Raw genomic sequence first — 14,256 nt, 5'->3', positions numbered from 1 at the left:
GGAGAACCGACGACCCGTCGCGCTGCCGGAACGAGTACAGATCCTGAACTGGCCGAGCCGGCCATGGTAAGACCGGTTATGCTCGAAAAAAAGCTCGCCGAACAAACTGTGTAAATTAGTCTGCAAAGGCCCGAGCAGTAAAAAAGATGCCCCGCGAAAGCGGGGCATCTGCTTTTGAAGGAGAAAATACCTCAGGCTCGAAGCGCGGCCAGGGTCCAATCGATGCCTTTCCAGTTGGTCAGGCGTTTCAGGTTGTAAGCAAGAACCGATAAACTCAGCTCACCTTTCGCCTCTGATAATCCACGCTTGAGCAAGCGCGCGTTACGCAAGATCTCGTGCTTGACGGTGCCGAATGGGTGCTCGACGGTACGACGCCATAGTTTCATCATCTCGGGTCGCTCTGCTACGCGACGCGCGTTGGCCTCGACGACATCGGGTTCAAAAAGATGTGAGACGGAACGTCTTGCACTCCCAATGCGCCAGACCGGCATGGCGATGATGGGTTCGGCCCAGCACGCGGGCGAGGACCGTGCCGTCAAGGTGGACCTGCTGTTGCGGCTGGAGCAGGAGATGCGCATCGTGTACCTGGACAGCTATGTGCATGCAGACTGCAATTATGTGATGAACGACAACCGGCAGAGCATGGCGATACTCACCCGCTACCTGCTGGGCCGCGGTCATCGCCCCGCCTACCTGGGCGCGCCGCCGGTCGCGCATCCGCCACCGGAGGAAAGGCTTGCGGGCTACCTGGAGACGACGGCGGAAGCTGGCATGGCGCCGCATCTCGTGCCTGCCAGCACATAGCCATCCTCGGATTTCGAAGCGTTCGCATTCCGCCATGTGCTCGACTGGCTGGCCGGCGGCGCGTGGCGCCAGGATGGCGTTACCGCCCTGGTCTGCGGCACCGACAGGCTTGCGATCGGGGCCATGTCGCCTGCCGGCGATTCGGTCTGGCGCCGGGCAAAGATCTTGCCATTGTTGGGCATGATAACTTGCCGATTTCGGCCTACTTGTCTCTCCCGCTGACTACCTTCAGGCAGGATGTGGCGGCTATGGTTTGGCGGCAATGGAGTGCTTGCAGGCGCGGCTGGATGATGCCGATGCGGGGGTTTATCGCAAGCGGTTTACGGGTGGGGTTGGCGTTGCGGGAGTCGGCTTAGAGCGCCTAACAAAACCGTTCGACATACCGCCAACATATGAGCGAGCAAGCGAGCGAAAGGAACGCTTGTACTTCGATCCGAACTCGACACAGGTGTCGTCTCTAACGTGACACAATTGTTAAATGTGCGCCTATGTCGCCAGCCCGAGCTGTGCTTGATGTAAACCCGCACCACATGCTCGCATGATCTAAGAAATCTGTTCTGCATGAATAGGTATGCTCTTCCCCGGAATTGCATATCTCTAGAGCCACTGGCCTGCCCCACACATAGGCGTAGGTTAAAGCCCACACCGAAAATTCCCCTCCGAAAAAACGATTATGAGTAGACAGCGTGAATAGTTGCTTATATTCTAAGCACTTTAAACAACTCTTGCGAGACCTCATGATTCTCTCAGTTATATTACGTTACGTCAAAACGTACAAAGGCATTAACTACGTTCCACTAACTGACTCTAGTAATCTTTGCGGTCTTGTAGGTGATAATGGTGTAGGAAAAAGCTCAGTATTAGAAGCGCTCGATTGTTTCTTCAATGCCAAGAGCTTAAACCTGAATATCGCAACAAAACGTAGCGGTATTGCAGAGACCAAACCGCATGTGCTTCCCATAATATTTATTAAAAAAGCTACATTAAAAGATAATATTGCTAAGCTTGCAGAAACTTTAGATAAGCTAGCTCGCACCATCACTGAACCCGACGTTACCTTATCGAATCGCCCATTTTTAAAAGAGTTCATTCAACACCGTGATTTGTTCATGCAGCGCAATAACACAAGTGGCGAGTATCTAATTCCAATTGGGGTCGATCATAATGGACAGGTTACATTATCAATTTTTAATTGCCGAAAACTTGTAGAGCTATATTTTGCGGAGGGAGCTGATGGTTCAGCAACCGCACTGTCTGATAAAGATGTAACTCAATTCCTGCCATTGCTCGAATCCATCCGCGAACAAATCAGCTATATATATATATTCCGAAAGAAATTGATTCAGAATCATTTACAAAACTGCAGACAAATGAAATTCAAGCCCTCATGGGGGAATCATTAGTCGAGATTGTCGAGAAACGTGTTACACCATCGCAAATTCAAGATATAAATAGAAGCCTAAATGAATTTTTGGAAGGTCTTTCAAACGAACTCGTTGAATATTCGTATCGCACTCCAACAGATAGGCAACAATATTTAAAGAAACAGGACGTTTACAATCTAATTATACAAGCATACTTCAGTATTAGAAAACTTCATCGCAAGCAAGGCGAAAACTGGCTAGAAATTGGTCTTTTAAGTTCTGGTGAAAAACAAAGGGCGATTATTGATGTGGCATATAGCTTTATTCAGAAACATCATACTGATGCTACAAACTTGATTATTGCTGTTGATGAGCCAGAGTCGTCCCTGCACATGGCTGCGTGCTTTGACCAGTTTGATTCGCTCTTCCAAATTAGTCGCTCGTGTCGGCAATTACTATTTACGACTCACTGGTATGGTTTTTTCCCGACAATTGAATCAGGTAATGCCACAGTTATTACACGACAGAAAAACGAGCACTTCACTGACCTAATAAGTCTTCCGAGCCATCGCGAGCAAGTTAAGCAGATGACTAGCGCCACGAAAGGTATTTTACCTTACGACATTCGTCTTAAAAGTATCAACGATTTCGTTCAGTCAATTATTACAAGTACGATCGGCGAACATCCATTTAATTGGTTGATATGCGAAGGGTCTTCCGAAAAAATATACTTATCTGCGTACTTGCAAGAATTAATAGCTGACAATAGACTACGAATCGTTCCGGTCGGCGGTGCAAAAGAGATTAAACGACTCTACGGACATTTGTCTGCGTGTTATGAGGACTTCAAGGATGAGATTACTGGAAAGATTTACCTTTTATCAGACACAGACAAAGAACTCGTACGATACCAAACTAAAACTTTCGCGAATTTAGTATGCAAACGCATCGTTAACAACATGACTACAGGGCGAACGGAACTCGTTGATATTGATTCCAATCCAATTTCGCCGCCAACCGAAATTGAAGACGCTTTAAATGGAACTCACGCGTTTAACACGCTCCAAGGATTCATCGAAGAGGAGGCAGACTTAAATTTCCTCAAAGACAGAGTCGTTCCATTCGATGGGCCGTCATATTTTGCCTTAGACCTTCGCCCAACAGAACAGCAACTTCTGGAAATGTTTTTCGACAAAAACAATAACAAGTACAACTATGCAAAAAAATATACGGAATCCCTTACATCGACTCTTGCAGTGCCATCTTGGATTACTGAAATGAAGAAATGGTTTCTTAAATAATCATTTAAGTTCTTTTCAACGAGTATTTCGCAAAATTTTCCTCAAACAAAGCGTTGAATATTCGCGTGCCGATTTTTGAATCTAGATGCTAGACTTATCGTCTAAAAGGCATAAACTATGTAGACATATCGAGCGTGAGCTGACTAAATCGTCCATTGCCAATAATGAAGTTCGAATAAGTTATTTAAACATCCCATCCATTCAATTCTTCGAGCTTAACCACAATCATTAAATTGGCCAACGGGACACTACAGTATTCGAATCTCTTTACGCCACGACATCGACGAGGCAATGGATAACTAACCAAAACAAAATATCTGGACTATTTAATAACGCAAATTGCACATACGGAAATGCAAAATAAATTCGATGAGAACAATTGCGCCGTTATCTCGGCGCTTTTAGAAATAAAAGATGAATGTTATTTTTTTGAAAAAAGAATTCTCGGCGAAGATTTTTATAACACTAATTGTAACAAATTTGACTTTCTTTATTATCGATCCATATATTCGAGCTTTAGAGACGTTTGCGACCTTCCCTTATTTTTTTTGATAAACGAAGAAATTAGTAACGCAGGTGGTCGGGATGCCTTGCGCTCTGTTATCAGCCAAGCTTTAGAATCGAAGAGTGCAGCCTCAAGCACTGAACCTAGTGAGCCATTAAACCCTCCTAGATCAGCACGGCATTTTCAAGATTTAGAATACCTATTCGTTTATCAGTACAATGAAGTCCTTGCAAGTTTAATTTTGGATTTTACTGTCTCGGCCTTTTCAACTTTCGAGTTTTGGATTAATCGGCTATACGAACACATCTGTGTAGATTATCAGGTTGCGCTTATCGACCGCAGAATAGAAAAAATATCGAAAGAATTCCAAAAATACGCAAAATCACCAGATGAAGAGAAACTAGCAAAAGCCACACAGAAAATGTTATCCCAGCCTGGAAGATTTGTCTCATTCCCGGATAAGCTAAACGGGATATTAAAGTCGATAGATCAAGAAATATACCCCAGAAATATAGCGGAAGATCGTGAAATTGTTGACTTCATCTCGAAGTTACGCAATACGGTTCACAACCTAGGAATACATCGCGGCCCAAGCATAAGCATCATTGTCGGCGGTGCTCAGCACATTTTGTTGGAAAATAAACCAAAGCAAAGTGGAACCTGGATTGACCATTTGAAACTCATATCCCAACTAGTAGAAATATATACAGGACTCTTGTCTTCGCTAAAGGATACAGACACTTTCGTCCCTGCGTTCATTATCCCTCAGGTCGATTACCGAAGAATCGAAATTTTGACATTGACCATGAGTGATTTCATACATATTGATTTGCGGAATCAGGATGATTTAGAAAAGATTAACAGCTATTCTAATTTCCTGCACACTCGATTTAATCTAACTTACATGCAATCGAAAGAATTTATCGGAAATTTATTAAGATTGGAAAAGAAAAATTTTACTCCTTTAGACACATATGCTCTATTGGCTAAGATAACGCCAGCCTGAAAAAGTTTAATTCTTGCCTAGGTGGCTGTCGGCCTCAGCCTGACTGCAAGTCATTCATATGTTACGATTATCTAGCTAACCGAAGTGATTACTAACTAAGTAATTTGCTCATCAAATTTACGATTAAGGCAAACATAAAAGTTTACTGCTTAGTCAAGTCATATTTGACCATCTTTACAGCTGCCATCGGAAGCAAATATACTCGTTCTTGAATACAAGATTATTGGATCGTAGGCACTAATCTTATGAGAGGCGTTGTTAGGCATGTGCTAGCTAGCATTATCCTAGGGCTCCTGATACACGCCTTTAAGTGCCTACGGTGTTACGCATTTGCAGAATAATAAAAGGCCGTTGATCATCGGTAATGATCAACGGCCTTAGAAGTTCGTTTGACTTCAGTTCACATCTGCAATTCAATTACTCCCACTCGATTATTAATCGTTCAGGTAACCTACTGAAACCGTTAGGAATCTATTAGTCCTGCGTGAGCAATACCACGAGCGATACCATGCCGCCCACATGCCCGTGGGAGCAGCGCGCATGAATCGGGGCCACCAGCCCGCAGATGACAGCAGCGGGACGAGCACCGGGACGCCATCCTAGTGCAGGCTCGACCGCCGCGCTGTCGCCGTATGACGCCGCTCGGCCCCGGCCGGCAGCGGCGCCTGCTCCCGGGTCGCGCGTACCGGCCGCTTCACGACCGGCGCCTCCTTCCGCCACACTTCGAACAGCCGCGTTTCACCCAGTCGCCAGCCGTCTCCCTCGGTCCGCAGCTCGGTGCGGCCCCGCATGCCCACGACACGGCCGTCAACGACCGCATCGCTCACGTGCCAGGTCAAGGCGGCCTCCGGGACGCCGTCGTGATGCAGGCCCGGTGCACGGTCGAGCGTGAGCACGTCCGGAGACAGCATGCCGCCGAAGATTTGCCCGGACCGCCAGTTCGCCGCCCTCGCCCGCCCCCGGCCAGGACGCGCGCCGATTCTCTCCAGCGCACGCGCCAGGTCGCCGAATACGGCATCGCGGTCGGCGCGCAATGCCAGGAAATTCGTGGCCTGCACGCGCCCATGCTCGACCAGTGCATTTTTTTCAATACCGGGTCGCGGTCGAATTTCGAAAAGATACCGAGGTCGCGTCCCGAGGCGGCGCTGACCGCTTCCGCATCCATGACAATGCGCGCCATTTCGACCGGCTTGTCCTGCGCGCGCCCGGGCTGATAGGGGTCGTCCAGCCGGCGGTTGATCGCTTCGATGAAGGAAATTTCCTGGTTCAGCGACAGGTTGCCCGACAGCGTGTCGCGCCTGTGCCAGAGTTCGCTTCCATAGCGATAGGTGTCGTTGACGTCCGCAATGCGCTTGCTGAAATCGGATTTGTCCTGGTTGATCTGCAGGATCCACAGTCCGTTGGGCTTCTTGGCGGGATCGCCGATATGGGAGATGAAGTTCTTGATCGGTGGATTCTGCGAGAACAGGCCGTCCCAGCAGGCGGTGGTACGCACTTCCTCGGTATCCGGGTCGACGCAGGCGATCTCCTGTGCCTTGAACACCCACGGCAGGCAAGCCGAGGCGACGACCGCGTCGAGCGTCACCCCGGCCTCCTCCGGCGAACGTTCCGAGCTGAAGGCGATGAAGGCGCCACTGTCGATGTCGACGGCGCCGATCAGGAGCTGCGGGATCGTGTAGCTGACATCCTGCACCGCCGCGGCCAGCCGGTCGAGCGAGGCGTACTCGAAGCTGTACTGTGGCACGTTCCAGGCGTCGAAGGCGGCGCGCAACGCGCAGTCCGGTTCCAGCTCGTGGCGGGCAATCCACGCCACCAGGCGGTGCGTGGTCTCCATTTTCGCGCGGATCCTCTCTTCGATCGCATGACGCTTCGTGCGTATGCCAGCATGCGCCGGCTGCGCGGCGTCGGCCATCCTTGCCTCCAGGTCGCAGGACTGCCAGCGTTTCACCTCTTGCGGGATGCTGCAGAAATCGCCGATCGCGCCGACGACTTCGAAATCCACGTGGGGTGCCACCGTTTCGCGCAACTGGAAATAGTGGTCGCGGATCCAGTTGCCCAAGGGCGGCCACAGTTTCGTCATCCACGGCCAGGTGCCGGTGGCGAAGCGTTCGATATCGCGCAGTGGCGGCAGATAAGGGCTGAACTTCAGATCGATGCTCATCATGCGCCCCGTCCACTGCGTCATCTCGTTGAGCATGCGTTCGCCCGGCTGGTACGCACAGTTCGCATCCCAGAACGCGTCGAGCCGGTCCTGCGCGGCCTTCGGTCCCCCGGTCACGTAACCGAACCAGGCCAGCAGCGCACTGATCGCGCCACCCGAGGTACCGCTGATGCCGGCCAGGTTTAGGTGTTCGCCGCCCTCTTCCCGGATGGTTTGCTTGGCGCCGGAGCGCGCAATGAGGACGTTGTCGAAGCGGGGCAGCAGCACCGGCAGCGCACCCGCCGTGTACGCCGCGTGGCTGCCCCCGCCCTGGCAGGCGATTGCAATGTTCTTGATGGCCATGATCGTCCTCTTTGGAAAATCAGGCTTTGACCAGTGCGCAGTGGGACGGTTCGGACGGCATTTCACGCAGGCTATGCGCATGACGTCGCTCTCGACCTCGAGCCAGGCTGTCATTCATCCGCGGAATCGAATTTGTTCAGGTAAAGGAACTCGGGCTTGAGCATGGCGAAGAAGCTTCCATGGCCGCGTTGTCCTGGCAGTTACCCTTGCATCGCCATGAAATTGATAGCCAACACTCACTTCCTTGCCATGAAAAGCCGGCTCCTATCTCCTATTGGCGGACTCTCACCGCGATCCAGGCAATTGGACATGACAAACAGTGTTCGGTCGCACCTACCGGATAGCGAATATTGCTAATCGGACAAGAATGGTTCCTGACCAGCCCGGAGCCTCTGTAGCCATTGCCTACGCACTTGAATCATATTTGCAAATCGCTCAATACCCTGCGCATGCTCGACAAAATATTCGAACTCGGCAATGGCCTCTTCGTTACGATTCAATAGCACGAGTGCCACACCACGAGTATCGTGGTAGTCCGGATTATCGGGAGCGAGTCGTAGAGAACAAGCCACGATATCAAGAGCAACGCTAGGGTCACCCGCCGTCGCCAATGCCCAGGCAAGACTATTGGAAGCTTTTGCGTCGCCCAGTTGCCGAGCCCAAATCAACAAATCCCGTTTCAACCCGTCGGCTTCCGTGCCTCGGCCATCCTTGTCCAAACGTTCGAAGTCTTTCGTCACATTTACGATAACATCCGCCCCGATACCTACTGTCGGATACGTCGGTCGATATTGCGAAGCAATACGGGCCTTGACCCATTCGTCCCAGCTCATGTTCCGGCCTACCACTTCTGCTGAGCGCCGCATCGCACTACCCATATCGACGACAGACACCACCAGCGATTTACCCGCCGTCACGACCACGCCTAAATCTTCCCGGTAAACGTGCGAATTTGCATTGGAGCTCGCCGGTACGGTAGCGTAAGAATCTTCAGCTGGAAACGTGACAAGATCAACATACGTTACATAGGAGCCAACTGTCCCCGCCGTTTCGGTTGGTAGTCCTCCTGAGTTGAGAATGGTCAGGACCTGTCCGTTCGAAGAAATGTGCACCTGATCGACACCTCGATCGCCATTAGGGATGGCCTTACCGGATTCCACAATGTGTTGCGTTTCAAGTCGCCAATAGAACGGCGTTGCATCGTCAGTCGTCCACAGCACCACCGTTTTAGAATCGGGACCAAACACCGCCGCCCAGTGATTGTTCAGGCGCGGTAGCGGACCGGCCAACCTGCTCACGAACTCCCACTTGTTATTGCGGATGGTCCAGAGATCCGCGTACGAGTTTGCACCGGAGACAGTGACGAGCCAGTTCGAATCAGGACTGAACTTGGCAAGTTTGAGATTCCAAATGGTATTCGGAAGCGTTTGAGGGGAGACCGCGATCAACGTGTCCTTCAGATCCCAAATCTTCGCAGACACATTGCGGTCGCCGATCATCACGTCATCGGAGCCGGTGAACAGCCAGCGACCATCGGGACTAAAGCGGAGGAGTTGTGCTGCATACTCGATGGGCTCCAGGTCTGCATGTTTCGTCCACCTATCGCCAACGAGGTGTAGTACCTGAACACGACGGTCATCACGCTGGCGTTCAGGAAAACTCATCTTCCCTGAGAGGGCCAGCCATCGCCCGTCTGGAGAAAATGCCGCCTCGCCAATCGAGGTAGCAAAGCCCGATATCGGCAATCGTTGCCGCGCATCGCGAACAGCATTTGTAGGCGCTAGAAAGCCGACAACTCGCTCACGCCCTATCGGGTCGTGATATTCGTTAACGAATCGCCGAAACAGAACCCACTTGCCGTCGGACGAAAAGATGGGGCTGGCATACGACCCAGAGTCGAGAACCACGGCGCGGGTCGGCGACTGCGCGTGCAGGTCGTAGACAACCGTAACGTTATTGGCTTCATCGACGAACAGGAATCTGCTATCCGGACTGAATACTATTTCCTTCGTATTTGTCCATGTTCTCGAGGCGACCAGAAATCTTTTTGGCGTCCCCGAGCCGGGGACGATCTCGATCACGAGGGAACGGTCTTTTTCCTTGTCTTGAATAGCAACCCACCGCTCGTCGGGCGACAGCACCAGACTGCAGACAATGCAGTCCCCAAATCGTTCCAAGTCTATTTCTTGAGCATAAAGTAGCCGTGGTTTTTCCAGGTCTTGGATGTTCCAGAATTCTAGGGACGCCCCCCTCAGCGTAATCGCAATATGCCCACTGTCGGACAACCCAAGCGCAATCGCATTCGAATAAGGATTTACATCGAGCGATGACGGTTGCCCAAGAGGATCCGCACGCTTCAAATCCCATAGTCTTGCACCGCCATCGCTGGATCCTGCAAACAGAAATCTGGCGGAATCGCTCAATGCGATCACATCGACGTATCCGTCAAGGCCAGAGAAGTGGATCATCTGATCCATTTTCCCGCCCTTTAGCGAACCAGTTCGAAGCACGTCCACCGACCTGCCTCGGCTCAAGGTGAGGACCTCTCGATTGCGCGAATGGATGGCCTCCTGGAGATGTTCGCCACCTTGCAGCCGACTCGAAGGAATGTCGCTGCCCATAATGCCGTCGAAGCGACCCCGGGCCGGATCCCAGACATTATGAGAACCGCCCGGAGTCACCCCCACCACCAGATGCGACTTTTCGTAGAAAAACGCGTCGAGGACAAATTTGTTAACCTCGTTTCCCGCCTGGTCGACCACCCAAGGAGCACCGGTCGGGGCTAGTCCGTCCAAACGCCATATCCGTAGCGATGGATCGCCGAAGCGCCCTTCCAGTCGCCAGTGCGAGCTGCCCGTGACGAGTAGTACGTGGTCGTCGCTGATGTCAAGGAGGTCTATGGTCGGCCTGCTGTCGTCTTCGAACGGCATTTGATTTACGTGCCCAGTGTCAAACGCGGCACTGGGTGCACCATCACCTGTCCGAAGGTTCCAAATCACTACTCGCGCGTTATCAGTGCCCCCCAGCAGAACGCTGTCGTCGCGAGAGAAAACAAGATGTCGAATATCGAAACCCGGTGGGATCGATAGCGTTCGCTGCACCTTGCCTTGCTTCTGTGCGGTTGAATACAAAATGACACGGTTGCTTACTGTGGCCACCGCAATATAGTCCCGCTTGTGAGATGTGGCCATTGCTTTCGATGCGGCATGATCATTGATTAACCACCTTGGCGCGGGGCTGATCTCGGGAGTGTCGAGAGACCAGATCTTCGGTGATGACAGACGCTCTTTCTCTGCAAGCAAACCGCCACTTTGTGCAAGGGTGATCAAAGCAGCAGACTGCTTATCGAACGTCATGTGATGCGACACGAGATGATCACTCTGTCCTGGTTCCATCAGTATCTTGATGCATTTCGGTGCTCTGGGATTTGCAATGTCCCACACACGTATCGCACCGTCTCGCGAAGCGGTTGCAAGCAACGTATCGTCACTGTTGAATGTGGCGGAGAAGACGGTTTCAGAATGACCGTTTAGTCCGACGCCACCTACACCACCCAAGCTCTTGGCGATCGCTTCGCGCGCTACGTTGGTGACGATTCCGTCTTGCTGGGTCGCACGTAGCGCTTCGGCGGCCAGAAGCATTGCACGGATGGGGCTACTTTGGCGTACCTGATCAGACTGCGATGCCAAACGTGCCGCCAGATTTCGTCGCACCGCGCGCTGCGCGCGCTGTTCATTTTCACGTGCGATTTCATCCGCACCCTTCACTCTTGCCGCCTCAGGTCGGGAGGTCAGGCGCACCGGCACCCCCCAGCCCTGCAGTGATCTCAATACCGACGAGATGGGACGCGCGTACACAATGGGACCGGCGACGTCGCGATACATTGTCATACCGATCAATTCCCAAGCTTCGTTATAGACCGCCCCGCCAGATTGGCCTTCAAGCACGTCTGACGTAATCCGTAACGTTTCTCGTTCAGTCGGCAAAAGTGTTTCGTTCCGGCCCCTGGTCCAAGGGCTTCCACCGGAATAGCCGATACTCGTGACGGGCGAATCCGACGGCGGCAATGGAACGGGCGAAAGCATTGCAAAGTCGAGGCCGTTTAAAAAGTTCCGAAGGCCGTCGTCCATTTTGACGATCACGACAGCCAAATCTCCGCGCTCCTCCTCCTCAAACGGCTCCATGAACTCACCGGAGCGCCAAATATCCGATGCATCGTCAAACTTGACTCTTGCCTGTGGCCTGGGCCGTTTTGTGAGATCGGAAATATGAGCGGCCGTCGCGACATAGATGTAGTCCGTGTCCGAGCCAACGATCACTCCGGCCCCGAACGTGCGATTTACTTGCAACATGACGACCTGGGAGCGCGCTGGACCGGCGGCCTGGGATGGGAGCAGCTGGGCTCGCGCGCTGACGCTAGCGCTCACCATACCTATAAGCACAGCGATTCGTAGCAGAATACGACCCCATGCGAGCGCACGCTCGACAAAGGCAATGTTCATTGATCAGGCCTCCACCACTGCCGCGCTGCGAACCATATCGCCACAATGGCGCTGATCGTTCCCCAAAGCTGAGTCGGCCATCGAAATCGAAGCCAGTCGAACATGGTGGGCATCAGGTTTCGAGGATTCCCGCCCCCCATCGTGATGACTGTCGCTTCGGCGGCCGTAAGCTTAACGCGAAGGCCTGTTTTGTCGAACGTTACCTCCCGCAGCAGCATTGGCGCCGTGCTGCGTATATCGATGCGATCGCTTGGCTGCACGGTAATGCTTGGCGTGGGGCCGCTCTGGACTACGACCTGTCCCCCGTGGACCGACGACTCGCCAAGATTCTCGAACCTGATTGCGGACACGCGAACGTCACGGAATACGGTCATCAATTGGGTGGGATCGACCGGAAAAAGGTCCATCGAGAGAGCCCTTCCGCTCACCACGATTGGTCGAATAGCGCGACGCGGCGCGCTCGCGCCCAAGTTCCTTGGTTCGACTTCGATGACCTCGCCGAACTGGGCTTTAGTGGGCTTCGTGCTTAGCGCACCGAGCTTCAGTCCACGTTGGTTGAGCGCGTACGCCGTCGCCATTGTCATCGTGACAGGGGCGTTTGCTGGGATCGCGATTACCTGCAAACGTACTGGAAAGGTATTCGTACTACCAGTCCCATCCTTCTTATCAGCCGGCACCGCAAGTTGCCGCAGTTCGACAATTGCCTCATTAGAGACAAGCGGTGGAAGGATTTGTTCCGCTTGCGCGATGCGGACCTGGCTCAACATGAGCATTTCACCAAGCTCTCCGGGAATGAGTAACTCAGTGTGTTGGCCCGCAAGATCGATCCGGACTCCGCTCACGAGAACGTCCAAGTCGACAGAAGTTGATGGCAATCGAATCAGCGTACACGCCAAAATCGATAGGCTCAAAATAGCCAGAACAATGACATCCACCCGACGGCGGAAGCTGCTCGGCTTTGGAACCAGGCCCATCAACTTGGAAACTCGTTCTATGGCCTCGGCATTCTCGCTGGTCGGTGGTTGCCCCCTTTGCAACGTCTCCTCGAGAAGATGCCATTGGTGCTGCAACGCCGAATCTAGAAGACGGGCGATAATCACGCGTTTTTCGCAACGCATTCGATCCGGAGCATTCATTTAGTCGTGCAGCTATGATGCAGAAGATAGATCGGCTCAGTGCTTGCCCCCGCTTGCTCTACGTCCTCCCCTAAGGTCACGCGAAACACCCCTTTGGGCTTAGCACTGAATGGAATCGTGGTAACCCACGTGTCGCTAACAGAGCCGCGCACCGATACGATCCTGATGATTTCAGGAGGCCCTGGGGAAGATATCGATTCGATTAATGCCGTGGTCAGTCGTACTGGGAGCTTTCCGTTCACAGTGAAGGAGTAGTTATTAGTGTACCCGAGCCCAATTCTTAACGGCAGAAACACCTCATACTTCTGGCCCGAGATTTCGATTTCACGAGTGCCACGGGCCGCGATAGAGTTCCAGTCCGGTTGCCACTGCGCGATTAAGTCGGCAGACCATCTGAACTGCCCCGCCTGCAGGGCATCGAGTGCGAACATCGGCGCCTTCATAGAGCGAAGTGCAAGATGCACCGGGGCGTTCGGTTCATCACACCAGCGAAGCAGCGCTGTAGATCCGACTGCGAATTGCGGCTTTGGGTCTTGCTGCTGCTTCACCGAAATGATCCGCAACGGTGCAAAGGCAATCGGTGCTCGCAAGAGTCCCTCGCAATATGCACTTCCGTCCGGGGAGACCTTTCGCGCGTATGGTACGGCCAGCCCGCTCAGCACCGATTCTGGCACCTTCGCACAAAACAAGGGCTTACTTTCTTGTGCCCACACAGATGAGGCGCAAGAAAACAGCATGAGTGCTATACCTAGCAGATGAGGGAACTTCATGATCGTGCAAGCGCCAAAAGCGGCGCATATGCCTCCGGTTAGCGAGACAGCTACGTTCGAACATCATCTCGGGCCACACATCCGGGCATACCTACGCTTCCTCCACGCGCAAAGATCAGCGGTCGACGCTTATCTGCACAACGAAAGGACATCGCGCCTGCAGTGTGGCAAGCGAATTCATTGTCGCTCAGGCGCTAGCAGGTTTCAAGATTCATACGTGGACGTTGCACGATTCGTACAGTGATATCCGCGGGGGCGGCCCTCCAAATAAAGGCGAGCGACCGAATCGTTGGTGCAACAGCAGCTTCAACAATGAGTCGATGTCGCAGGAAGCAGGACGCAAACCAACCGGCGCGGCTGTTGGC

Annotated in this window: 10 protein-coding genes; 4 read left to right on the top strand and 6 right to left on the bottom strand. The window is 52.7% G+C overall.

Going from position 1 to position 14,256, the window contains the following annotated elements; all coding sequences use genetic code 11:
* Positions 1 to 191: 191 nt before the first annotated feature.
* Positions 192 to 389, bottom strand: a complete 198-nt coding sequence (locus FBX97_RS25310) for a hypothetical protein (RefSeq protein WP_141837922.1) — start codon at positions 387 to 389, stop codon at positions 192 to 194.
* Positions 390 to 474: 85 nt separating this feature from the next.
* Here FBX97_RS25310 and FBX97_RS25305 point away from each other — a divergent pair, with 85 nt between their 5' ends.
* The 4 genes from FBX97_RS25305 to FBX97_RS25295 all read left to right on the top strand — a co-directional run bounded on the left by FBX97_RS25305 (position 475) and on the right by FBX97_RS25295 (position 4,980).
* On the top strand, positions 475 to 804 hold the full coding sequence (locus FBX97_RS25305) for a hypothetical protein (RefSeq protein WP_141837920.1): 330 nt from the start codon (positions 475 to 477) through the stop codon (positions 802 to 804).
* Positions 805 to 1,541: 737 nt separating this feature from the next.
* Entirely contained in the window at positions 1,542 to 2,207 is a 666-nt protein-coding gene (locus tag FBX97_RS29895; RefSeq protein WP_221631871.1) for an AAA family ATPase, read from the top strand.
* Positions 2,192 to 3,469, top strand: a complete 1,278-nt coding sequence (locus tag FBX97_RS25300; protein WP_221631870.1) for an ATP-dependent endonuclease — start codon at positions 2,192 to 2,194, stop codon at positions 3,467 to 3,469. The genes FBX97_RS29895 and FBX97_RS25300 overlap by 16 nt, the downstream gene beginning before the upstream one ends.
* 353 nt (positions 3,470 to 3,822) lie before the next feature.
* Complete coding sequence (locus FBX97_RS25295) at positions 3,823 to 4,980, top strand: hypothetical protein (protein WP_141837918.1); 1,158 nt, start codon at positions 3,823 to 3,825, stop codon at positions 4,978 to 4,980.
* Between the two features lie 599 nt (positions 4,981 to 5,579).
* Here FBX97_RS25295 and FBX97_RS25290 read toward each other — a convergent pair.
* The 5 genes from FBX97_RS25290 to FBX97_RS25270 all read right to left on the bottom strand — a co-directional run bounded on the left by FBX97_RS25290 (position 5,580) and on the right by FBX97_RS25270 (position 13,711).
* A complete protein-coding gene (locus tag FBX97_RS25290) occupies positions 5,580 to 5,819 on the bottom strand; it encodes a hypothetical protein (RefSeq protein WP_141837915.1) in 240 nt (79 codons plus the stop codon).
* A complete protein-coding gene (locus FBX97_RS25285) occupies positions 5,816 to 7,483 on the bottom strand; it encodes a patatin-like phospholipase family protein (protein ID WP_185748746.1) in 1,668 nt (555 codons plus the stop codon). Before FBX97_RS25285 ends, FBX97_RS25290 begins: the two co-directional genes overlap by 4 nt.
* Before the next feature lie 353 nt (positions 7,484 to 7,836).
* Positions 7,837 to 11,985 (bottom strand): trypsin-like peptidase domain-containing protein, encoded by a 4,149-nt coding sequence (locus tag FBX97_RS25280; protein WP_141837911.1) that lies wholly within the window; start codon positions 11,983 to 11,985, stop codon positions 7,837 to 7,839.
* Positions 11,982 to 13,121: a hypothetical protein gene (locus tag FBX97_RS25275; protein WP_141837909.1), complete on the bottom strand. Its 1,140-nt coding sequence runs from the start codon at positions 13,119 to 13,121 to the stop codon at positions 11,982 to 11,984. Before FBX97_RS25275 ends, FBX97_RS25280 begins: the two co-directional genes overlap by 4 nt.
* Positions 13,118 to 13,711 (bottom strand): hypothetical protein, encoded by a 594-nt coding sequence (locus FBX97_RS25270; protein WP_141837908.1) that lies wholly within the window; start codon positions 13,709 to 13,711, stop codon positions 13,118 to 13,120. Before FBX97_RS25270 ends, FBX97_RS25275 begins: the two co-directional genes overlap by 4 nt.
* Positions 13,712 to 14,256: the final 545 nt, after the last annotated feature.

Source organism: Herbaspirillum sp. SJZ107, assembly GCF_006715485.1.
Lineage (GTDB): Bacteria > Pseudomonadota > Gammaproteobacteria > Burkholderiales > Burkholderiaceae_D > Telluria.
This window is presented reverse-complemented; position numbering and strand designations above follow the sequence as displayed.

Excerpts from the sequence above, each read along its gene's own strand:
- FBX97_RS25310 (WP_141837922.1), bottom strand. The coding sequence starts at position 389 with ATGATGAAACTATGGCGTCGTACCGTCGAGCACCCATTCGGCACCGTC.
- FBX97_RS25305 (WP_141837920.1), top strand. The coding sequence starts at position 475 with ATGCGCCAGACCGGCATGGCGATGATGGGTTCGGCCCAGCACGCGGGC.
- FBX97_RS29895 (WP_221631871.1), top strand. The coding sequence starts at position 1,542 with ATGATTCTCTCAGTTATATTACGTTACGTCAAAACGTACAAAGGCATT.
- FBX97_RS25300 (WP_221631870.1), top strand. The coding sequence starts at position 2,192 with ATGGGGGAATCATTAGTCGAGATTGTCGAGAAACGTGTTACACCATCG.
- FBX97_RS25295 (WP_141837918.1), top strand. The coding sequence starts at position 3,823 with ATGCAAAATAAATTCGATGAGAACAATTGCGCCGTTATCTCGGCGCTT.
- FBX97_RS25285 (WP_185748746.1), bottom strand. The coding sequence starts at position 7,483 with ATGGCCATCAAGAACATTGCAATCGCCTGCCAGGGCGGGGGCAGCCAC.
- FBX97_RS25280 (WP_141837911.1), bottom strand. The coding sequence starts at position 11,985 with ATGAACATTGCCTTTGTCGAGCGTGCGCTCGCATGGGGTCGTATTCTG.
- FBX97_RS25275 (WP_141837909.1), bottom strand. The coding sequence starts at position 13,121 with ATGAATGCTCCGGATCGAATGCGTTGCGAAAAACGCGTGATTATCGCC.